The sequence below is a fragment of the Phenylobacterium sp. genome, from assembly GCF_036963605.1.
Classification (GTDB): domain Bacteria; phylum Pseudomonadota; class Alphaproteobacteria; order Caulobacterales; family Caulobacteraceae; genus Phenylobacterium.
The window spans coordinates 1-20,846 of the sequence record NZ_JBALUY010000064.1 but is presented as its reverse complement, the minus strand read 5'-3'; the positions used below and the strand labels follow the sequence as shown (position 1 = coordinate 20,846).

Sequence of the window (20,846 nt, the reverse complement as noted above, 5' to 3'; positions counted from 1 at the left end):
GCTGGCCGGTGATGTCCTGCAGGTAGAAGACGTCCAGCGCCTGGCCCTGGCGGGAGGTGAAGACCCGCGCGCCCAGCACGCTGGCGCCGGAGACGGTGATGGCCCTTGTCAGGTCGGCGAACAGCCGGGTCCGGTCCTTGGCGGCGACCACCAGCTCGGCGGCGTTCAGGTCCTCGCGCACATAGCCCATGGCCGCGGCGCCCTCGGCGTGAGCCCGCTGGGAGACGGCCGCATGGATGGCGATCTCGTCCTGGCCAAAGCCGGTGAAATAGGCGTCCTCCATGGCCTCGCCCCAGGCCACGGCGGCGGGGTCGGCCTCCACCAGGCGGGCGCGGATCTCGGCGGCGGCGAAGGCCTGGCGCTGGCGCACCACGGCCACGGCGTCATTGGCCCGGCCGCCGCGGAACACCGCTGAGGCCGAGGCATAGAGGTCGCGCAGCAGCTGGCCCTTCCAGCCGTTCCAGACGCCCGGTCCCACGGCGCGGATGTCGGCCACGGTCAGCACCAGCAAGAGGCGCAGGCGCTCGGGCGTCTGCACCATGCGCACGAAGTCGGCCACGGTGCGGGGATCGGAGATGTCGCGCTTCTGGGCGTAGTCGCTCATCTCCAGGTGATGCTCGACGAGCCAGGCCACCAGGTCGATGCGCGCCCGCGGCAGGCCCAGCCGCTCGCAGGCGGCCCGGGCGGCCCGCGCCCCGGCCTTTTCCTGGCCGCCGGCCACGCCGCCCTTGCCGGTGTCGTGCAGCAGCATGGCCAGGAAGAGGACGTCCTTCTCCTGGATCTGCGGCATCAGCGAAACGGCCAGCGGGTGGTCGTCCACCAGCCGGCCAGCGGCGATGTCGGCGATCACGCCGACGGCCCGCAGGGTGTGCTCGTCCACCGTATAGGAGTGGTACATGTTGAACTGCATCTGGGCGACGATGCGTCCGAACTCCGGCAGATAGCGCCCCAGCACGCCGGCCTCGGTCATCAGGGTCAGGGTCCGCTGCGGGTCGCGGCCGCCGGCCAGGATATCCAGGAAGATCTTCGCCGCCTTGGGATCGCGCCGCATCTTCGAGCTGATGAGGCCCAGCGACCGGGTGGCGGCGGTGAAGGCGTCGGGGTGCAGGTCCAGGTTCCGCCGGTCGGCGATCTGGAACAGCCGCAACAGGTTGAGCGGATCGGCCTCGAAGGTTTCCGGCCCCTCCACGTCCAGGCGCCCGCCCTCCTCAATGAAGCCGGCCACATCGAGCGGCTTGCGGGTGGTCTTGCGGCCGCTGCCGGGGAACAGGCGCGAAATCCCCCGCGGCGCGGACTTCACCCGCTCGGACTCCAGCTTGGCGGCGAAGACGCGGGTCAGCGCGCCCACCTCCTTGGCGATCAGGAAATAGCGCCGCATGAAGCGCTCGACGGCCGGATTGTCGGCCCGGTCGCCATAGCCCATCCGCTGGGCGATCTCGGGCTGCAGGTCGAAGGTCAGGCGCTCTTCCGGCCGGCCGGTGGCGAAATGCAGGTGGGCGCGCACCGCCCAGAGGAAGTCGAAGGCGCGGATGAAGGCCCGGATCTCACGGCCCTCGAACATTTCCAGCTGCGGCACCCCGTCCACGGGCTTGGAGGGGTTCAGATATTCGGCGATCCAGAACAGGGTGTTGAGGTCGCGCAGGCCCCCCTTGCCGTCCTTCACATTGGGCTCGACCATGTAGCGGCTGGCGCCGGCCCGGGCCTGGCGCTCATCACGCTCCTTGAGCTTGGCGGCGACGAACTCTGCGCCCGTGCCCTTGACCACCTCGTTGCGGAATCGGGTCTTCAGCTCCTGGGCCAGGGCCTCGTCGCCGATCAGCCGCCGGGCCTCCAGGATCGAGGTGCGGATGGTGAAGTCTTCCCGGGCGAGCTTGACGCACTCGTCCACCGTGCGCGAGGCGTGCCCCACCTTGAAGCCTAGATCCCACAGGGCATAGAGCATGAACTCGATCACGCTCTCCACATGGGCGGTCTGCTTGTAGGGCCGCAGGAACAGCAGATCGAGGTCGGAGAAGGGCGCGAGCGTGCCCCGCCCATAGCCCCCCACCGCCATGACACACAGGCGCTCGCCCTCGGTGGGATTGCGCGCCCGGATCATGTGGACGGTGGTGAAGTCATAGAGCGCCTTGACCACCTCGTCGGTGACCCCGGACAGCAGCCGCGCGGTCTCGATGCCGCCGGCCCCATTCTCCAGCCGCTCCTTGGCGATCATCCGGCCGCGGAACAGGGCCTGTTTCAGGATCTCCAGCGCCCGCCGGCGCTGCTCGGCCTCATCGCCCGCCGCATCCAGCGCCGCCGCCGACAACTGCGCGCGCAACCGCACCCCATCGACGACATATTCCAGGCGGGTGGGCTTCAGACGAGGGGGCATGGGCTCTGGGGGCTGTGGAGGCGCAGGTACAGCATATAGGGGATTGGCGTTCGCGCGTCAGGTCGAGGGCTTGGGGGCTGCATTAAGCTCTGGTTGCCGCTCACCATCCCGGCCAGGGGCGGTGGTGAGTTTACCGACACCGGAGCCCGCGTCTGTCTAGAGCCAGTTGCGGACCTTGTCTTACTCGTCGGCACGCTCATTGAGTTCCCCCACTCCGTCCGGCTACGCATCTTCGCCGGGATACCTCCCTTTGAAATCCATGGTCGACGCGAGCCTTGAGACGTGGTCGTTAGCGTGGGCTTTTAGCGAGGAACAACTCGCATTTGTGCCGGCGGTCCTTGATCTCGGCCTCACGTCTTGAGGCCTATTCACCTGGGGTTCCTTCTTGGCGTAGTGTTGCCCTGGGGTGCCTGATGAAGATGAACAAGAAGCCAGTGCCGATCACTACGATCTGCAACTGGAAGAACAAGATCGACGAGAAGCCCGACTATCAGCGGCCGCCGGCCTGGGGGCGGAAGCAGAAGCAGCTTTTGATCGACTCCATCCTTCGCGAGTACGACATCCCGAAGATGTACTGGCGCGCCGTGAAGCGTGACAATTTCCAATACGAGGTCATTGACGGTCAGCAACGGCTGCGGACGATCTGGGAGTACCGTGAAGGATTGTTCGCGCTCCCTAAGGATGCTGATCCCGTCAAAGGCCACGAGGTGGCCGGCCTGAAGTACGCCGACTTACCCTTCGAATTGAGCAGCGACTTCGACACCTATGCGGTTGATGTCGTCATGGTTGAGGAGGCTATCCAGACCGAAGACGAGGACGAGGTGCGGGATATGTTCCTCCGCCTCCAGAACGGCACGACGCTCAAGGCGCAGGAAAAGCGCAACGCGATGCCGGGCCAGATGCGTGAGTTCGTCAAAGAACTCAGTGCCCATCCATTCTTCGAAAGCTGCCGCTTCAAGAACCAGCGCTTCACGTTCGACCACGTCGCCGCACAGACAGTCTGCCTTGAGCTGGCGAGAGGTCCCGCCAACATAAAGAATGCCGACCTCAACCGTATGTACGGGGAGAACCGGGCGTTTGACCCTAATGGGGCGTTGGCCAAAAAGGTGCGCCGCACCTTTGATCTTCTGCTGAAGTGCTTTCCGGACAAAACGCCCGAGCTCGAGCGCCACAACGTCATCACGCTTTACTGCCTCGCCTCACTCCTAATCGACGCCTACGTGCTGGACGGGATCGACGAGAAGCTGCCCGCCTGGTTCATCGCCTTCGAAGGGGAGCGCGCCGCGCAGGAAATTCTTCCGGAGGAAGAGCGCGAGCTCCAGCTTGTCGAGTACCGCCGCCTGATTAGCCAGTCAACCGACGCTGAAGAAAGTATTCGTGCCCGGCTAGAGACGATGGAGCGGAGATTTTTCTCTGCCTATCCTAATATCGAGCCGAAAGACGCACAGAGAGACTTCACGCACGAGCAACGTCTCGCAATATACCGCCGCGACAATGGGATGTGTCAGGTTCGCCTCAGGTGCGATGGCGTGAAAGTCGCGTGGGACCGCTGGCACGCCGATCATAAGGCGCCGCACGTGAAGGGTGGCAAGACTACCGTGGCTAACGGTCAAGTCGCATGCGCCGCCTGCAATCTCTCCAAGAGTGGGGCGGGCCTCGTAGCCGGAGCCGTTTAGCGACTGCATGAAAGGACCTACAGCAAAGAAGGACCCGCACGAGGGATGCCCCCTAAGAGCCGTCGATCGACGGCTTGAAGACGTTCATCGGCAATGGCACGCGGCCGAAGAAGTTTACTTCGATCCCGAAGGGTTTCGGGTTGCGATCCAAACCGCCATTCAAACACTACGGACTGTCACCTTCATTCTGCAGAGCAACAAGCGCCTGATCCCCAACTTCGACGAGTGGTACGCGCCCTGGCAGGAGAAATTGAAGGCTGACCCCCTGATGCGGTGGATGGTCGACGCGCGTAACAAGATCGAAAAGCAAGGCGATCTCGAAGCCCACAGCACAATCCGCGCGCAGATTATCGCTTCTTATCTTGAAGAGGGCCCGAGTATCGGATTGGCGGCGAAGCTCGCCGACGGACCAGAGGCATTGCTGAAGAAAGTCCCGGTGCTGCTTGCCCAACACATTCGGCAACATGGCGTGTTGAGGGTCGAACGCCGCTGGTTCGAGAACAGCCTCCCCGAACATGAGTTGCTAGACGCCGTTGCCATCGCCTACGGGCGGGTCGCAGAAGTGCTCGCCGACGCCCATCGTCAACTGCATCTGACACCACCGACCACCACGGATGTAGTGACGGGCCAAGCCTATGGCGATGGGCTGCGCCAAGGCCGGCTTCCTTGCATGATCGGGCATGCGGATGCGCGGGCTATCGAGACGAAGCTCTTGACTGGCCAGCGAACCGGCATCGAGACCGTAACCAAGGGCGTCGACGTGAAAGTCGCTGGAAAGGTCCTGGGGCGGTATGGAACGACCGCCGCCCAGGTGTTGGGACCAGGCGAGACGGCCGACGACAGGTTGAACGGATTGTTCGCAACTGCTCAGAAGATGTTCCTGAAGGATGGATACCATATCACCGCGATGTTTCTTCTAAACGGTGGCAAGCCGGTCCGGACCAGCGAGCTTCGTGCCGATACTCAGTCCGACAAGTATCTGATTATGCGAATGGTCGCCCACGAGGCGGTGAAGTTCAGCGCCGACGCGGCAATCCTGATAAGCGAAGCCTGGTCCGCAAAGGCTGACCCCGCGCATCCATACCGGCGCGCTGCCGACGCACCCGACAGGGAGGAGTTCCTCGTCGCTACGCTCGTCAGCAAAGACGGTGAGCCGCAGCAACTAAGCGCGAAGATCGAGCGCGAAGGCCAGAGTGTGAAGCTTGGGCCGGTGCAGACCAGCAACGACGGCGCCTACTTCCAATTCGCGCCTCTCTACGCGGCCTGGGGCAAGCCAATCCCTGAAGCGTGGAAGAACATGTCGCCTGTCGCGATGTCCGAAAAGGACTGATGTTTCTGGCCGCCACGACAAAGGCCTCACAAGCGGCTGACCTCTGGTGATCGCCCGCCCATCTTGCGTATGAACCGGAAACGGACCTCTCAGAGCTCCGTAACGAGCCCTTCCCGGACACCCGCGGTCGGCTCCCAGCCCAGTTAGGCCAGCCCAGATTTAACACCACACACCGAACACCCCGGATCGGCCCCAATCCGCACCGTCCGCGTCTCCGCGGCCAGGCCGTCGTAGATCAGCAGCCGCCCCTCCAGCGGCTCGCCTGCGCCGGTGATCACCTTGATCGCCTCCAGCGCCATCATCGAGCCGATGACGCCGGCCAGGGCGCCGATGACGCCGACGGCGGAACAGGTCTCGGCGTCGGGGGGGATGTCCGGGACCAGGCAGCGGTAGCAGGGCTGGCCTTTGAACACGCCGACCTGGCCGGTCCAGCGGCCGATGGCGCCGGAGACCAGGGGCTTTGCGTGCGCCACGCAAGCGGCGTTGACCGCAAAGCGGGTGGCGAAGTCGTCGGTGCCGTCCAGCACCAGGTCGGCGCTGGCCACTAGGTCCCCGGCGTTGGCGCTGTCCAGCGCCAGGCGCACCGGGTTGATCTGCACATGGGGGTTGAGGGCGGAAAGCTGGGCTGCGGCGGCCTCGACCTTGGGCGCGCCTAAGTCTGAGGGGCGATAGATCACCTGGCGCTGCAGGTTGGAGAGGTCGGCCGCGTCGGGATCCACCAGCGTGATCTGGCCCACGCCGGCCGCGGCCAGATAGAGGCTGGCCGGCGCGCCCAGACCGCCGGCGCCGATGATCAGCACATGGGCGGCCTTCAGCCTCTGCTGGCCCGGCCCGCCAACTTCGCGCAGCACCAGATGGCGGGCGTAGCGTTCGACCTCGGCGTCGGAAAATTCCATGGCGCTTGACCTCACCTGCCCTGGTCGCCACATCCCGGCGGATGTCGCAGACTTCTTCCAACTTCCCCGACTGGCACGGCACGACCATCCTGGCGGTTCGCAAGGACGGCCAGACAGTGATCGCCGGCGATGGTCAGGTGTCCATGGGCCAGACCGTGGTCAAGGGCAACGCCCGCAAGGTCCGCACCCTGGCCGGCGGCCGGGTCCTGGCCGGGTTCGCCGGCGCCACGGCCGACGCCTTCACCCTGATCGAGCGGCTTGAGACCAAGCTCGAACAATACCCTGAGCACCTGGCCCGGGCCTGCGTGGACCTGGCCAAGGACTGGCGCACCGACCGCTACCTGCGCAAGCTCGAAGCCATGCTGCTGGTGGCCGACAAGGAGGCCATCTACACGGTCACCGGCGTCGGCGACGTGCTGGAGCCGGAAAGCGGCGTGGCGGCCATCGGCTCGGGCGGCAACTATGCGCTGGCCGCCGGCATGGCCCTGATGGACTCGCAGCTTTCGGCCGAAGAGGTGGCCCGCAAGGCCATGGGCATCGCCGCGCGCATCTGCGTCTACACCAATGGCGAGCTGACGGTGGAGCGCCTGTAGGGCGCTGACCCTGCTCAAACCTAGTGAACCCATGACAGACTTCTCCCCCCGCGAGATCGTTTCCGAACTCGACCGCTTCATCGTCGGCCAGAAGGACGCCAAGAAGGCCGTGGCCGTGGCCCTGCGCAACCGCTGGCGCCGCCGGCGTGTGCCCGACGCCCTGCGCGACGAGGTGACGCCCAAGAACATCCTGATGATCGGCCCCACCGGGGTCGGCAAGACCGAGATCGCCCGGCGCCTGGCCAGGCTCGCCAACGCCCCCTTCCTCAAGGTCGAGGCCACCAAGTTCACCGAGGTCGGCTATGTCGGCCGCGACGTGGACCAGATCGTGCGCGACCTGGTGGAGAGCGCCATCGCCATGGTCCGCGACAAGCGCCGCGGCGCCGTGCGCGCCCGGGCCGAGGCTGCGGCCGAAGAGCGGCTGCTGGACGCGCTGACCGGCCCCGGCTCCACGGCGGCCCGCGACAGCTTCCGCAAGAAGCTGCGGGCCGGCGAGCTGGACGACAAGGAGGTCGAGCTGACCCTGGCCGATTCCGGCGGCATGCCCCTGTTCGACGTACCGGGCCAGCCGGGCGCGTCCATGGGGGTGATGAACATCTCCGACATCATGGGCAAGGCTTTCGGCCAGGGCCGCACCAAGACCCACAAGACCACGGTGATCGGCGCCTGGGCGCCGCTGATCGCCGAGGAGAGCGACAAGCTGCTGGACCAGGAGGCCCTGACCCAGGAGGCCCTGGAGCTGGCGGAGAACGAGGGCATCGTCTTCCTCGACGAGATCGACAAGGTGGCCAGCCGGTCGGACCGGGCCGGCGCCGATGTCAGCCGCGAAGGGGTGCAGCGCGACCTGTTGCCCCTGATCGAGGGCACCACCGTCGCCACCAAGTACGGGCCGGTGAAGACCGACCACATCCTGTTCATCGCCTCGGGCGCCTTCCATGTGGCCAAGCCCTCGGACCTGCTGCCCGAGCTGCAGGGCCGGCTGCCCATCCGGGTGGAGCTGAAGGCCCTGACGCGGGACGACATGCGCCGCATCCTCACCGAGCCCGAGGCCAATCTGATCCGTCAGAACCAGGCCCTGCTGGCCACCGAAGGGGTGACGCTGGTCTTCACCGAGGAGGCCATCGATGCGCTCGCCGATTCCGCCGTGGCGGTGAACGGCTCGCTGGAAAACATCGGCGCCCGGCGCCTGCAGACGGTGATGGAAAAGGTGCTGGAGGAGATCAGCTTCACTGCCGCCGACAAGGACGGCGAGACCCTGACCATCGACGCCGACTATGTCCGCCAGCGCCTGGGCGAGCTGACCGGCGACACCGACCTGTCGCGCTACATCCTCTAGGGCTCAGGCCTGGGGCGGATAGGGGTGGCGGATCCCTTGCGGGTCCTCCACCTCGTAGGCGCCGTCGACGCCTTTCACATAGGCCGGGCCAATGGGCGACTTGCCGTGGCCGCCGGGGATGTCGAGCACATAGGTCGGCTGGCAGAGGCCGGAATAGTCGCCGCGCAAGGCTCGCATCAGGGCCTGGCCTTCAGCTATCGGCACCCGCAGATGGCTGGTGCCCGGCGCAAGATCCCCTTGATGCAGGTAGTAGGGCTTGATGCGGGTCTCGACGAAGGCGCGCATCAGGGCGCCGAGAACCGCCGCATCGTCATTGACCCCGCGCAGCAGGACGCTCTGGCTGACCATGGCGATGCCTGAGTCGATCATCCTGGCGCAGGCCGCCCGCGCCTCTGGTGTCAGCTCGTCGGGGTGGTTGGCGTGCAGGGCCACATAGACCGCCTTGCCCGGGGCGCTGAGAGCGGCGACCAGCTCCTCGGTGACGGCGGCCGGATCGACCACCGGCAGGCGGGTGTGGAAGCGGACCACCTTCACATGGTCGATGGCGCCGAGCCCGGCCATCAGCTCGGCAAGCCTGCGCGGCGAGAGCACCAGGGGGTCGCCGCCGGTGACGATGACCTCCCAGATCTCGGCATGCTCGGCCACATAGGCCAGGGCCGCGGCCAGCTCAGCCGGGTTAAGCGCGCCCTCGCCGCCTGGCCCCACCATTTCCCGGCGGAAGCAGAAGCGGCAATAGACCGCGCAGACATGGGTGATCTTCAGCAGCGCCCGGTCGCCATAGCGGTGGACGATCCCCTTGACCGGCATGTGGGCGTGATCGCCGATGGGGTCGGCGCGCTCGTCTGGCGTCGCGTCCAGCTCGGCGGGATCGGGCAGGTACTGGCGCGCCAGCCCCGGCCCGCCCTCGGCGATCTGCTGGGCGAGATAGGGGGTGATCGCTACGGCGTAGCGGGCGGCCACAGCATCCAGTGCCGCGATCTCCTCAGCCGCAATCAGCCCGGCCCCGGCCAGGGCCGCAGGCGTGCGCAGGGTCTTGGGCGCCGGGCTCGTCATCGGCGGCATATGGCTGAGATGGGGCCGCCCTGCAATGCGGCGGCCTGTCAGACCTCCGCCACCGGGGTCCAGATCACCTGTTCGATCCGCTGGGCGCCGGACGCCAGCATGACCAGGCGATCGAAGCCGAGCGCGGCGCCGCTGGCGGCCGGCATGTGAGCCAGCGCGGCCAGGAAGTCCTCGTCGATGGGATAACGCTCCCCATAGACGCGGGCCTTTTCATCCATCTCGGCTTCGAAGCGGCGGCGCTGTTCGGCCGGATCGGTGAGCTCGCCAAAGGCGTTGGCCAGCTCCACCCCGCAGGCATAGAGCTCGAACCGCTCGGCCACCCGCGGATCGCTGGCCTTGGGCCGCGCCAGCGCGGCCTCGGCGGTGGGATATTCGCAAAGGATCGTCGGCCGGCCGAAGCCGAGCTTTGGCTCCACCTTCTCCACCATGATGCGGCTGAAGATGTCGGCCCAGGTGTCGTCGGCCGCCACCCGGATGCCCGCGCCCGACGCCGCGCTCGCCAGGGCGTCGCGGTCGGTTGGCCCGCCCTCCCCCACCGTCGCCAGCAGGTCGATGCCGGCGAATCGGCTATAGGCCTGGGCGACCGTTACCTTCTCCGGCTCGGCGAAGGGATCGGCCGCCGCGCCGCGCCAGGTCAGCGCCTTGGCGTCCAGGGTCTGGGCCGCCAGCGCCAGCAGCCGGGCGCAGTCCTCCATCAGGGTCTCGTAGGGGGCGTCCGTCCGGTACCATTCCAGCAGGGTGAATTCCGGATGGTGCAAAGGCCCGCGCTCGCGATTGCGCCACACCCGGGCCAGGTCGAAGATCTTCGTCTCGCCGGCCGCCAACAGCTTCTTGGCCGCGAACTCCGGCGAGGTGTGCAGGTGCATCGCCGCCCGGCGCCCATCGTGCCCGATGGCCTCGGTCGAAAAGGCGTGCAGGTGGGCCTCATTGCCCGGCGAGACCTGCAGGGCGGCGGCCTCCACCTCGGTGAAGCCCTGGTCCTCGAACCAGCGGCGCACCGCCCTGGTGATCGCGCCCCGGGCGGTCAGGAAGGGCCGGCGGTCGCGGTGGGCGTCCTTATCCCACCAGGGGGTCGTCTGCGGCATGAGGCTGTCCGGCCAGGAATGGAAAATCGGCGTCAAAGCTGGCGAAAACGCCTGCGATCCTATAGGTGCGCGGGACCTCTATAGGTTTTTGAGATCAAACGGGCCCGCGCCGGCCCGCCCCAGGTTCGAGGAAGACATCACGTGAAGGTCGCCGCCAGCTCGCTCCGCAAGGGTAATGTCGTCGATGTGGACGGCAAGCTCTACGTGGTCCTGACCGTCGAGAACATCCATCCCGGCAAGGGCACGCCCGTGACCCAGCTGAACATGCGCCGCATCTCCGACGGGGTGAAGGTGTCCGAACGATACCGCACCACCGAGCAGGTGGAGCGGGCCTTCGTCGAGGAGCGGGAGCACACCTTCCTGTACCAGGACGGTGAGGGCTATCACTTCATGAACCCGGAAAACTTCGACCAGCTGGTGGCGCCGGAAGACGTGATCGGCGACGCCAAGGTCTATCTGCAGGACGGCATGGCCGTGCAGCTTTCGACCCATGAGGGCGTGCCCATCGCCATCTCCCTGCCATCAAGGGTGACCGTCGAGATCACCGAGACCGAGCCGGCCATGAAGGGCCAGACGGCCTCGTCCTCCTACAAGCCGGCCATGACCGATGTAGGCCTGCGGGTCATGATCCCGCCCTACATCACTGTCGGCACCCGCATCATCGTCCTCACCGAGGACGGCTCCTATGTGGAACGCGCCAAGGACTAAGCCTTCTCTTAGGCGCTCTTCTTCCGCGTCGACTTGGCGGCGCCGCGCTTGGCCTTGGCGCCGGCGCGGCTGGCCGGCTTGCGCCGAGCCCCGCCGGTGTCGCCCAGGCTGCGCTTGAGCTGCTCCATCAGGTCGCTGACCTCCAGGTCCTTGGGCGCTTCGGGCGCCTCGATGGTGTGGCCCTCCTCCTTTTCGGCGATCAACGCCCGCAGGGCCTCTTCGTAGCGGTCGGCGAACATGGCCGGGTCGAAGTCGCCCTCCTGCTGTTCGATGATCTTGGTGGCGATCTCGACCATCTTCTTGTCGGGCTTGACGTCGGGAATGTCCTCGAAGGCGTCGTCGGCGCTGCGCACCTCATCGTTCGAGCGCAGGGTGTAGGCCAATATGCCCAGGCCGCGGGGTTCGAGCGCCATGACCCGCTCGCGCTGATGCATGGCCAGCCGGCCCAGGGCCACCTTGCCCGAGGCCTCCATGGCCGAGCGGATCACCGTATAGGCCTCCACCGCCATGTCGCCGTCCGGCACCAGGAAGTAGGGGGCGTTCCAATAGAGCCGGTCGATATCGGCCTCGTCGACGAACCGCTCGATGTCCAGGCTGCGGGTGGTCTCCAGCTTGACGTTGTTGATCTCGTCCTGGGTCAGGACGACATAGCGCCCCTTCTCGATCTCAAAGCCCTTGACGATGTCGGCCCGATCCACCGGCCCGCTGTCGGGGTCGGTGGGGATCATGCGGATGCGGTTGTGGGTGTCCTTGTGCAGCATGTTGAAGCTGACATCGCCCGACCGACTGGTGGCGGTGTAGAGCGCCACAGGACAGCTCACGAGGGACAGGCGCAGATAGCCCTGCCAGGTGGGACGGGCGGCCATGGGGTCGTTCTCCGGCGTTTTCTTGAGTCTCCTCAACGCCTTGGCCGGTGATTCGTTCGGAGCGGCTGGGGGCCCACCCCCCACCACCGTCATCCTGGGCCTTGTGCCCAGGATCCCTCGCGCAGCTTGCGCCCGCCCTCGACAGGGACCCTCGGGACAAGCCCGAGGGTGACGGGAAGGGGGTGACGGTCGAGAGGGTGTCGCCTACTGGGCCGGCAAGTCCAGCGTCGGCAGGGCGAACTGTTCGACGGCGTCCAGCTGGCGCTTGCCGAAGCCCTGGCGCACCCCGGTCTCGGCGCCGAACTCCAGGAGCTGGTCGGAGGCGGCGTCGTAGGCCGGCCAGGCCTGACCCTCGCAGGCCGGCGCGCCTGTGCGGGCGAAGGCGACCCAGCAGCCGTGCATGAGGCCGGCCATGGCGCGGTCCTCGTCGCTGACCACGCTGTCGGGAGTCCGCCGACCCCAGTATTCGAACACGTACTGGATCTCGGCCGCATGGTGAGCGCGGTCCAGCACCTGCCGGTAGCGGTCGCCCACATAGGAGAAGTGATAGAGGAAGGCCGGCGCCCCGTCGGCCGCCTGACCGGCGATCCAGCGGGCCGGCGCGCCAAAGGCCCGGTCGGTGAAGACCGCCCGGCCCAGGGCCTCGTCCCCTTCGGCGGCGGCGTCCTCATAGAAGGCTTTGGTCATGGGCGGCAGGTTGGCGGCGAACCGCGCCCCGCCGCCAGGCCCGCCCAGCAGGCTGTCCTCGCCATTGTTCCAGCCGATGATCATCGGCACGTCGATCTCCGCGCCGGCCGCGAAGGCCTGGGTGGCGGTGCGCGGCAGGAGCCGCCCGTCCGGGAAGGGGCCGAAGTCCGCCTCCACCGCCTTGATCAAGGTCTCGACCGGCACGGCGCGCAGCTGGGCGACCGTGGCCGTGGCCGGCAGGCCGAGCCTTTCGGCCGCGGCGACGCCGGCCTGTTCCCGCGCCTTCAGGCCGCCCGGCTCGAACCAGCCGCCGCCGGACTGGACGATGGCCTTGTGGAACAGCCCCTTGGCGTCGGGTGTGGCCAGCAGGGCGAGCGTGCTCATGCCCCCGGCCGACTCCCCGAACACCGTCACATTGTTCGGATCGCCCCCGAAGACGGCGATATTGCGCTGGACCCATTTCAGCGCCGCGACCTGGTCCATCAGCCCATAGGAGCCCAGGGGCGCCTTGGGGCCCGCCGCCTTGGTCAGGGCGGGGTGAGCAAAATAGCCCAGCGGCCCCAGGCGATAATTGATGGCCACCAGCACGACGCCGTCGCGGGCGAAGTTCTGGCCGTCATAGACCCAGCCGGCGCCGGTGCGGTGCGAGCCGCCATGGATCCAGACCATGACCGGGGCGGGCTTGGCGCCCGGCCTGGCCAGGGGGGCGAAGACGTTGAGCTGCAGGCAGTCCTCGCTCATCGGCCCGTTGGCGCCGCCGGCGTTGGGGGCGCCGTCCTCGCGCATGGGCTGGGGACAGGAGGGGCCGGCCTCGACCGCCGGCCGCGATCCCGTCCAGGCGGCCGGCGCCTGGGGCGGCGCCCAGCGGAGGGCGCCCACCGGCGGTGCGGCATAGGGGATGTTGCGGAACACCCGCGCCCGGTCGGTGGCCTCGCCCGCCAGGGTCCCGGACTCCACACGGATGGTGGCCGGCGCGGCCGAGGCGGCGGTGGCCGCCAACAGGCCCCAGGCCGCGGCGATCAGGCTGATCCAGGGCTTCATGGTCCCCTCCCTTTTGTTATCTGACCAGAGCAGAGTCCGAGGCGCTTGCGGCGGTCAAGCCAAGGTTTGGCGACGAGCCGCCGTCGCCCTGCCGTCCGCACACACCCCTGTGACCCAAGGGCAACACATCGTCCGTCATCGGAAGCTTGGCCAGCGCCGCCGAGCATCCGCCGGCCGCCTGAGTACGTTGCTGCTATCCGAGGCCTGAGGGGGCTTTCCAGTACAACAAGGATTACCAGTATGAAGACCATGCTTTGCGCCGCAGCCGCCCTGGGCGCCCTGACCGCGGCGTCGGCCGCCCAGGCCCAGACGGCCAACGACTGGACCGGCGCCTATATCGGCGGCGTCGCCGGTTATGGCTGGCAGGCCGAGAACGACGACGAATCCATCGTCTTCGACACCAATCTCGATGGGACCTATGGCGACACCGTGCGCACCGGGTCGGGGACCGACGCCTTCGCCGCCGGCTTCTGCGACGGCCGCACCTACAACCCGACCCGCGCCAGCGCCTGTGGCGGCGATGAAGGCGGCCCGGAATTCGGCGTCCGCGCCGGCTATGACTGGCAGTTCGGCAATATCGTCGCCGGCGTGGTCGGCGAGGCCGTCCGCACCGATGTGAAGGACAGCGTCACGGCGTTTTCCGCGACGCCCGCCTCCTACACCATGGCTCGCGAGCTCGACGGCCTGCTCGCCGCCCGCGCCCGCGTCGGCTATGCGGTGGGGAACACCCTGCCCTATGTCACCGGCGGCTACGCCATGGGCGACATCCAGCACAGCTTCTCCACGACCAACACCGCCAACACCTTCACCGACGTCTCCGAGGACGACGACAAGGCGCACGGCTGGCAGTTGGGCGGCGGCGTCGAGCACAAGATCACCAACGATGTGAGCCTGGGCCTGGAATATCTCTACACCCGCCTGGACGACGACAACTACGCCGTCCGCGCCGCGGGCGGTCCGGCCGGCGGCCCATTCACCTCGACCAACGGTTCGGGCACGGACTTCCAGCGCACCAGCGACGAGTTCAACATCCACTCCGTGCGGTTCACCGCCGCCTACCGCTTCTGATCTGGCGCCTGGACGCGGAAACCGCCCGCCTCCAGGACCTGATCGATCGACCCGACGGCCCAGGTTCACGCCTGGGCCGTCATCGATTCGTCACCCGCCCTTGCCGCCAGTGTCACGCTTCTAGGTCAAAGCCCCGACAACCGACGCAATGCGTCAATGAGGGGGCAAACCATGCGCGACAAGTTCGGGCGTCGTCTGTGGATGGCGGGAATTTCGGCTCTGGCCCTGGCGGCGGCCAGCCAGGCCTCGGCCGCGGTGCTCAGCGGGACGGTGAGCGACGCCTCCGGCGCGCGCACCCTGCAGAGCGCCCTGGTCACCATCGTCGAACTGGACCGTTCGGCCGAAGCCGGCCCCAACGGCGCCTTCCGCTTCGCCGACGTGCCGGCCGGGACCTACACCCTGCGCACCACCTATTCCGGCGGCCAGACCACCACCACCCAGGTGACCGTGGCCGAGCCCGGCGCCCAGGCGCAGATCGTCGTGCGGCCCGCCGACGGCTCGGTGGCCGAGCTGTTGGTGGTGGGCCAGCGGGGCAATCTCAACTCCTCGCTCGCCCGCCAGCGTCAGGCCGAGGGCGTGGAGAGCGTCCTGACCCGCGACGCCGTGGGCCAGTTCCCCGACCAGAACGTCGCCGAGGCCGTCCGCCGCGCGCCGGGCGTCAACGTCCTGAACGACCAGGGCGAGGGCCGCTTCATCGCCGTCCGCGGTCTCGATCCCAACCTCAACGCCGCCTCGATCAACGGCGCCCGGGTGCCGGCGCCGGAGTCCGACGTCCGCTCCGTGGCCCTGGACGTGGTGCCGGCCGAGCTGGTCGAGTCCATCGAGATCAAGAAGACCCTCACCCCCGACATGGACGGCGACACCATCGGCGCCTCCATCGAGATCACCACCACCAGCGCGCTGGACCGGCTGAAGCCCTTCCTGGGGTTCACCGCCGAGGGTTCGTACAACGAGCTGACCGGCAAGTGGTCGCCCAAGGTCTCGGCCGACTTCTCGCGCACCTTCGGCGACCGGCTGGGGATCGCCGGCGGCCTGTCCTTCTATGAACGCCAGTTCGCCACCGACAATGTCGAGGCCGACGACTGGGAAGAGGCGGGCGGCGTGGTCGCCGCCAAGACGCTGGAGTACCGCGACTACGACGTGAACCGCACTCGCAAGGGCGCCTCGCTGTCGATCGATTTTCGCCTGACCGACACCACCGACCTCTATGCCCGCGGCCTCTACAGCCAGTTCGAGGACCAGGAATATCGCCGCCGGTTGATCTTTGAGATGGACGAGGATCCGAGCGGCGGCTCGGCGACCACGGCGGAATTCGATTCCGCCGACGGCGAGATCAAGGTGATCCGCGACCTGAAGGACCGCTTCGAGGCCCAGTCCATCGTCTCCTACACGGTCGGCGGCAAGACCCTGACCGGCCCCTGGACCTTCGACTATTCCGCCTCCTGGTCGAAGGCCCGCGAGAAGGAATCCGGCTCGATCGATCCGGTGGAGTTCAGCCGCGACTTCGACGGCGCCGGCGAGCTGGGCGTGACCTTCGACTACAGCGACATGACCAAGCCCGGCTACGCTATCACCCAGGGCCTGGGCGACTTCCTCGACCCCTCCGAGTTCGAATTCGACAAGCTGGAGCGCACGTCGCTCAGCCTGGCCGAGGACGAAGAGGTGACGCTGAAGTTCGACGTGGCCCGCGCCTTCGTGCTCGAGGCCGGCGAGCTGGAGATCCAGGCCGGCGCCAAGAGCCGCCGCCGGGAAAAGACCTACGACCTGCAGCTCGACGTCTATGACGGCTTTTCCAGCGACCTGACCCTGGCCGATTTCCTGGGGCCGCAGGACTACAACCTGGCGACCATCGATCCGGTCCCGGGCAAGGGCGGCTTCCGCGGCTTCTGGACCAGCCAGCAGGGAGGCTTCGAGCAGAACGACTTCGACACCGACCTGGAATCGGCCCTGGCCGACTTCGGCGTGGATGAGGATATCGACGCCGGCTACCTGCTGGCCCGCTATCGCGGCGGCCCGGTGCGCATCGTGGGCGGGGTGCGCGTCGAGCGGACGAAGAACGAGATGCGCGGCAATCTGGTGGAAGAGGTCGAGGAGGGCGGCGCCTACAACGGCGTCGTGCTCACCGAGGACTCGGTCTTCGTGACCCCGCGCAGCTTCAGCCGCGAATATACCGACTGGCTGCCGTCTGCGACCCTGCGCTGGGACGCCACGACCGACTTCGTGGTCCGCGCCGGCGCCTTCCGCAGCGTGGTGCGCCCCGGCATCGGCCAGATCGCCCCGCGCTTCATGATCGGCCAGGACGACGCCGGCGAGCGGGAAGGCGAGTTCGGCAATCCCGACCTCGACCCCTACAAGGCCTGGAACCTGGACCTCTCGGCCGAATGGTATTTCGCGCCCGAGGCCGTGCTGTCGGCCGGCGTCTTCCACAAGAAGATCGAGGACTTCATCGTCAATGCCGAGTTCGAAGACGGCAGCTTCCTGGGCGTGGCCTATGACGAGGCGGTGATCCCGATCAACGGCGAAGAGGCCACGGTCACCGGCGCGGAGTTCAACTATCAGCAGGCCCTGCGCTTCCTGCCGGGTCCGTTCGACGGCCTGCTGGTGGGCTTCAACTACACCTATACCGACGCCGAGGGCGAAGTCCTGGGCCGCACCATCCCCCTGCCCGCCTCGGCCAAGCACACCTACAATGCGACGCTCGGCTATGAAAAAGGCCCGGTCAGCCTGCGCCTGGCCGCGGCCTATCGCGACAAGTACCTGGACGAGCTGGGCGGCGACGCCGAGACCGACCGCTATGTGGAAGACCACCTGCAGTACGACATCTCGGCCAAGTACCGGGTCTCGTCCAACTTCCAGATCGTCGCCGAACTGGTGAACCTGGGTGACGAGCCCTATGTCGCCTACCAGAACGGCCCGAACGGCAAGCGCCTGCTGCAGTACGAGGAATATTCCTGGACCGGGAAGATCGGCGTCCGCGCCAACTTCTGATCCTGCGACGTCCCGAGGCGAGAACCGGCCGGCGCAGGCGACTGCGCCGGCCGTCTTCGTCTAGGCTGGTGTGACGACGATGACGGAGCGCAGCCCGTGAAACTGATCTTCCTCTATGGCCCCCCGGCCTGCGGCAAGCTGACGGTGGCCAAGGCCCTGGCGGCCCGGACCAACTATCCCCTGTTCCACAACCACCTGGCCCTGGACGCGGTGACCGCGGTCTTCCCGTTCGGCAGCGAACCCGCCATCCGCCTTCGCAGCCTCTACTGGCTTTCCATGTTCGAGGAGGCCGCCCGCCGGGACCGCCCGCTGATCTTCACCTTCGCGCCCGAACGCACGGTGCCCGACAGCTTCATCGCGGAGACCAAGGCCGCGGTCGAAGGCCATGGCGGCGAGGTCATCTTCGTCGAGCTGCAGGTCTCGCCCGAAGAGCAGATGCGCCGGGTGGAGACCCCCGACCGCAAAGCCTCAAAGAAGATCCACGCCCGCGAGGTGCTGCAGAAGTTCATCGCCAGCGGCGGCGCCGACTACCCGCCCATCCCCGCCGACCTGATCATCGACACCGAGGCCCTGGCGCCGGAGGCGGCGGCGCAGGCGATCGTCGAGGCCCTGGCCCTGGAGCCCCTGCCCGAGCCGCACGTGATGTATCCCGATCCGACGTAAGGCGGTTGCGTCAGGGCTGAGCGATCGGCTGGCGCCCTTCCTGTCGAAGGTCCAGACCTAGCGTCTGGTTTCGGGTGATTGGAAAGCAGATTATCGGCTAACGAAAATGGCCGACGGGCGAGGAGGCGGCAATGCAAGCGACCAAGGAAATCGCCACTTTAGTCTTGGGCGTCTGCGCTATGGGCTGGATACCTCTTTCCATCGTCCTTGGGCTCGCGGTCATTTCGCAGATCGCGCCGGGCCAACACGGCCGCATGACCATTTTCGTGTTCCGGATGCCCCAGGGTGTTCTCACCCCACTAGGGCGGGGCTTTCTGACAGCGCATCAACTCGTGATCGTGGTGGGACTATTGTCATGGGCGCTTCTCCCGTTTTTGCTCGGCTAGACTAGCCGCACCTCCACTCCCCGTCCTTAGGCGGCGGTCAGGAAGTCCGCTTCACGGCGTCGAGCCTTTTCGCACACGTTCAAGCGCAACTTCGCCTGGAAGCCCGCTGTGACCTGTGGCGCTATGCGGGTCATGTCGCGACCCGTTCACCGACACCTGATGCGCTTCTGGCTTCTCGAAAGGGCCGAGCCGCTCGGCCTCCTCTTGGGTGGGCTCATTGTCGTCAGCATTTCGGCTCTGGTGCTCCTGAGGGAGCCTGCCGGTTCGGTGGAGGGCAGGGTGCTGAGACTTGGCATGCATGAGACGGAGACGGGAAGCTATCCGCGCGCGGTGGTTCAGCTGGAGGCGCGACAGATCACAGTGAACTTGCCGCGCGCCAGCCAATGCCTGGTGGGCGATGTGGTCCAGGTGAGATGTTATCGCAGGGCCTGGGGCGTCCACTGCGGGCAGGGTGACTGCAACGTCCGCTGACCACCTCTGCCTGCAATCTTGGCCATTGCTCCTGTGACCCCGAAACGACAACATCCGCCCATGAGGTCGACCCGCCGAACACTCACGTTGGGACTTGGCGCTGCGCTCGCCGCCACCTCAAGAGCTGTTGTTCTAGGCCAGGAAAGAGGAGCCCGCGCTTCACGCCCCGGGGACATCGCCTTCGGCGAAGAGCTGGTCAGCGACTTCGAGCGCGAGCGCCGCAAGGAGGGCCGTCTGTGGGCGCGCGGCTATACACAATCCGAACTCGATGAGGCGCAGAAGAAATACGACCTGGTCTTCCCGCCTGATCTCGTAGCCTTCTTCAGAGATCGCCGCCCGGTGCTCGGCTATGATTGGCGGTCGGATGAGAACGAAATCCGAGCCATGCTGAAATGGCCCTTGGAGGGCCTGTTGTTCGATGTCGAGCAAAACGCCCTGTGGTGGCCGGAGTGGGGCGAGCGGCCCCCAACCCCGGAGGAGCGGGCGGAAGTTCTCACGAAAGTGGTAAATGCAGCGCCCAAGATGATCCCCTTGCTGGCCCACCGCTATCTGCCAACAGAGCCGCATGAGGCGGGAAACCCAGTATTCTCCGTCCGCCAAGCCGACACGATCTACTATGGCGCCAATCTGGGGGACTACTTCGAGCGTGAATTTGGGGATGCAAATCGCCCTTGGCCCAAGCAGATCAAGCACATCCGGTTCTGGTCTGATCTGGTGGAACGGAACCGGTAGCTGGGTCTCGAAGAGCTCGCGATCGCCTCACCCCTCAAACCCCCGCACCACCGCCAGCACGGCCTCGCCGTAGCGGGCGAGTTTGCCTTCGCCGACGCCGGAGATGGCGCCGAGCGCCCGTTGGGCGGCGGGTCTCGCCTGGGCGATCTCGGCCAGGGTGCGGTCGTGGAAGATGACATAGGGGGGCACGTGCTGGCGGGCGGCTTCCTCGCGGCGCCAGGCGCGCAGGGCCTCGAACAGGCCCTGGTCGGCGGGCGGCAGGGCCAGATCGCTGGCGCTGGCCCGGCGGCGGCCGGGCGTCTTCCGCTCGGCGCCCGGCGCGGCCTTGCGCACCGAGACCCGCCGCTCGCCCCGATAGACGGCCCGCACCCCTTCTGCGTCGCCCAGGCCGATCAGCGGACGGTTGTCGTTGGGGTCCTCCCGCAGCAGGCCCTCGAACAGCAGCTGGTCCACCAGGTCGCGCCAGGCGATGGCGCTGCGGTCCTGGCCGATGCCGAAGGTGGTGAGCCCGGCCTCGAAGTCCGACGGGTCCTTGGTCTTGCCCAGCAGGTGGTCCACCAGCCGGCCGCGGCCGAAGCGCCCGCCCATGCGGTGGACGGCCGAGAGCGCCTTCTGGGCGGCCTCGGTGGCGTCCTCGGTCTCCGGCGGGGAGAGGCAGACATCGCACTGGCCGCAGGACTCCACCCCCTCCTCGCCGAAATAGCGGCGGACGGCGGCGGCCCGGCAGGTGGCGCCCTCCAGCATGGCGTAGAGCTGGCGCACCTTGCGCACCTGCACCTGCTTGACGCTGTCGTCCATCTCCCGGCTGTCGATGCGCCGCAGGGCCCAGGCGAGATCCGAGGCGCCATAGAGGGTGATGCCCTCGGCCGGGTCGCCGTCGCGGCCGG

Annotated in this window: 18 protein-coding genes; 11 read left to right on the top strand and 7 right to left on the bottom strand. The window is 67.3% G+C overall.

The window, feature by feature from the left end:
* On the bottom strand, positions 1-2,371 hold a 2,371-nt coding region (locus V7702_RS12565), incomplete at its 3' end, for a [protein-PII] uridylyltransferase (RefSeq protein ID WP_335650450.1).
* Between the two features lie 413 nt (positions 2,372-2,784).
* Here V7702_RS12565 and V7702_RS12560 point away from each other — a divergent pair.
* Together V7702_RS12560 and V7702_RS12555 are read left to right on the top strand one after the other, a co-directional pair.
* Positions 2,785-4,047: an HNH endonuclease family protein gene (locus V7702_RS12560; protein ID WP_335650449.1), complete on the top strand. Its 1,263-nt coding sequence runs from the start codon at positions 2,785-2,787 to the stop codon at positions 4,045-4,047.
* A 7-nt stretch (positions 4,048-4,054) separates the two neighbouring features.
* Positions 4,055-5,377, top strand: a complete 1,323-nt coding sequence (locus tag V7702_RS12555) for a hypothetical protein (RefSeq protein ID WP_335650448.1) — start codon at positions 4,055-4,057, stop codon at positions 5,375-5,377.
* Between the two features lie 143 nt (positions 5,378-5,520).
* On the opposite strand, the gene V7702_RS12550 is transcribed toward V7702_RS12555, so the two are convergent.
* Positions 5,521-6,273 carry a HesA/MoeB/ThiF family protein gene (locus V7702_RS12550; protein WP_335650447.1) on the bottom strand — a complete coding sequence of 251 codons (753 nt, stop codon included), beginning with the start codon at positions 6,271-6,273 and terminating at the stop codon, positions 5,521-5,523.
* 41 nt (positions 6,274-6,314) lie between these two features.
* Between V7702_RS12550 and hslV the strand changes: the two genes are divergently transcribed.
* Both hslV and hslU read left to right on the top strand, forming a co-directional pair.
* The gene (gene hslV, locus V7702_RS12545; RefSeq protein ID WP_335650446.1) at positions 6,315-6,866 is read left to right on the top strand and encodes an ATP-dependent protease subunit HslV; all 552 of its coding nucleotides are present in this window, start codon (positions 6,315-6,317) and stop codon (positions 6,864-6,866) included.
* Between the two features lie 31 nt (positions 6,867-6,897).
* On the top strand, positions 6,898-8,202 hold the full coding sequence (gene hslU, locus V7702_RS12540) for an ATP-dependent protease ATPase subunit HslU (RefSeq protein WP_335650445.1): 1,305 nt from the start codon (positions 6,898-6,900) through the stop codon (positions 8,200-8,202).
* A 3-nt stretch (positions 8,203-8,205) separates the two neighbouring features.
* Here hslU and V7702_RS12535 read toward each other — a convergent pair whose 3' ends face one another.
* Positions 8,206-9,255 carry a lysine-2,3-aminomutase-like protein gene (locus V7702_RS12535; protein WP_335650444.1) on the bottom strand — a complete coding sequence of 350 codons (1,050 nt, stop codon included), beginning with the start codon at positions 9,253-9,255 and terminating at the stop codon, positions 8,206-8,208.
* A 47-nt stretch (positions 9,256-9,302) separates the two neighbouring features.
* A complete protein-coding gene (epmA, locus tag V7702_RS12530; protein ID WP_335650443.1) occupies positions 9,303-10,349 on the bottom strand; it encodes an EF-P lysine aminoacylase EpmA in 1,047 nt (348 codons plus the stop codon).
* Positions 10,350-10,490: 141 nt separating this feature from the next.
* Here epmA and efp point away from each other — a divergent pair, with 141 nt between their 5' ends.
* Positions 10,491-11,057 carry an elongation factor P gene (gene efp, locus V7702_RS12525; RefSeq protein WP_335650442.1) on the top strand — a complete coding sequence of 189 codons (567 nt, stop codon included), beginning with the start codon at positions 10,491-10,493 and terminating at the stop codon, positions 11,055-11,057.
* Positions 11,058-11,065: 8 nt separating this feature from the next.
* On the opposite strand, the gene ku is transcribed toward efp, so the two are convergent.
* Together ku and V7702_RS12515 are read right to left on the bottom strand one after the other, a co-directional pair.
* Positions 11,066-11,923: a non-homologous end joining protein Ku gene (gene ku, locus V7702_RS12520; protein WP_335650441.1), complete on the bottom strand. Its 858-nt coding sequence runs from the start codon at positions 11,921-11,923 to the stop codon at positions 11,066-11,068.
* Positions 11,924-12,127: 204 nt separating this feature from the next.
* A complete protein-coding gene (locus V7702_RS12515; protein WP_335650440.1) occupies positions 12,128-13,651 on the bottom strand; it encodes a carboxylesterase/lipase family protein in 1,524 nt (507 codons plus the stop codon).
* A 240-nt stretch (positions 13,652-13,891) separates the two neighbouring features.
* Here V7702_RS12515 and V7702_RS12510 point away from each other — a divergent pair, with 240 nt between their 5' ends.
* From V7702_RS12510 to V7702_RS12485, 6 genes are all read left to right on the top strand, one after another.
* Positions 13,892-14,719: an outer membrane protein gene (locus tag V7702_RS12510; protein WP_335650439.1), complete on the top strand. Its 828-nt coding sequence runs from the start codon at positions 13,892-13,894 to the stop codon at positions 14,717-14,719.
* A 171-nt stretch (positions 14,720-14,890) separates the two neighbouring features.
* Complete coding sequence (locus V7702_RS12505) at positions 14,891-17,707, top strand: TonB-dependent receptor (RefSeq protein ID WP_335650438.1); 2,817 nt, start codon at positions 14,891-14,893, stop codon at positions 17,705-17,707.
* A gap of 96 nt (positions 17,708-17,803) precedes the next feature.
* Positions 17,804-18,370, top strand: coding sequence for an AAA family ATPase (locus tag V7702_RS12500; protein ID WP_335650437.1), 567 nt, complete (start codon positions 17,804-17,806; stop codon positions 18,368-18,370).
* A gap of 131 nt (positions 18,371-18,501) precedes the next feature.
* Complete coding sequence (locus V7702_RS12495) at positions 18,502-18,756, top strand: hypothetical protein (protein ID WP_335650436.1); 255 nt, start codon at positions 18,502-18,504, stop codon at positions 18,754-18,756.
* 132 nt (positions 18,757-18,888) lie between these two features.
* Positions 18,889-19,227, top strand: a complete 339-nt coding sequence (locus V7702_RS12490) for a peptidoglycan recognition protein family protein (RefSeq protein ID WP_335650435.1) — start codon at positions 18,889-18,891, stop codon at positions 19,225-19,227.
* Between the two features lie 60 nt (positions 19,228-19,287).
* Positions 19,288-19,959, top strand: a complete 672-nt coding sequence (locus V7702_RS12485; protein ID WP_335650434.1) for an SMI1/KNR4 family protein — start codon at positions 19,288-19,290, stop codon at positions 19,957-19,959.
* Positions 19,960-19,986: 27 nt separating this feature from the next.
* Here the strand turns inward: V7702_RS12485 and V7702_RS12480 are convergent.
* Positions 19,987-20,846 (bottom strand): HRDC domain-containing protein (locus tag V7702_RS12480; protein ID WP_335650433.1); only part of this gene is annotated, 860 nt, incomplete at its 5' end.

Bases quoted from the DNA above. Each gene is read 5' to 3' on its own strand.
- V7702_RS12560 (WP_335650449.1), top strand. From the start codon at position 2,785: ATGAAGATGAACAAGAAGCCAGTGCCGATCACTACGATCTGCAACTGG.
- V7702_RS12555 (WP_335650448.1), top strand. From the start codon at position 4,055: ATGAAAGGACCTACAGCAAAGAAGGACCCGCACGAGGGATGCCCCCTA.
- V7702_RS12550 (WP_335650447.1), bottom strand. From the start codon at position 6,273: ATGGAATTTTCCGACGCCGAGGTCGAACGCTACGCCCGCCATCTGGTG.
- hslV (WP_335650446.1), top strand. From the start codon at position 6,315: ATGTCGCAGACTTCTTCCAACTTCCCCGACTGGCACGGCACGACCATC.
- hslU (WP_335650445.1), top strand. From the start codon at position 6,898: ATGACAGACTTCTCCCCCCGCGAGATCGTTTCCGAACTCGACCGCTTC.
- V7702_RS12535 (WP_335650444.1), bottom strand. From the start codon at position 9,255: ATGACGAGCCCGGCGCCCAAGACCCTGCGCACGCCTGCGGCCCTGGCC.
- epmA (WP_335650443.1), bottom strand. From the start codon at position 10,349: ATGCCGCAGACGACCCCCTGGTGGGATAAGGACGCCCACCGCGACCGC.
- ku (WP_335650441.1), bottom strand. From the start codon at position 11,923: ATGGCCGCCCGTCCCACCTGGCAGGGCTATCTGCGCCTGTCCCTCGTG.
- V7702_RS12515 (WP_335650440.1), bottom strand. From the start codon at position 13,651: ATGAAGCCCTGGATCAGCCTGATCGCCGCGGCCTGGGGCCTGTTGGCG.
- V7702_RS12510 (WP_335650439.1), top strand. From the start codon at position 13,892: ATGAAGACCATGCTTTGCGCCGCAGCCGCCCTGGGCGCCCTGACCGCG.
- V7702_RS12505 (WP_335650438.1), top strand. From the start codon at position 14,891: ATGCGCGACAAGTTCGGGCGTCGTCTGTGGATGGCGGGAATTTCGGCT.
- V7702_RS12495 (WP_335650436.1), top strand. From the start codon at position 18,502: ATGCAAGCGACCAAGGAAATCGCCACTTTAGTCTTGGGCGTCTGCGCT.
- V7702_RS12490 (WP_335650435.1), top strand. From the start codon at position 18,889: ATGTCGCGACCCGTTCACCGACACCTGATGCGCTTCTGGCTTCTCGAA.
- V7702_RS12485 (WP_335650434.1), top strand. From the start codon at position 19,288: ATGAGGTCGACCCGCCGAACACTCACGTTGGGACTTGGCGCTGCGCTC.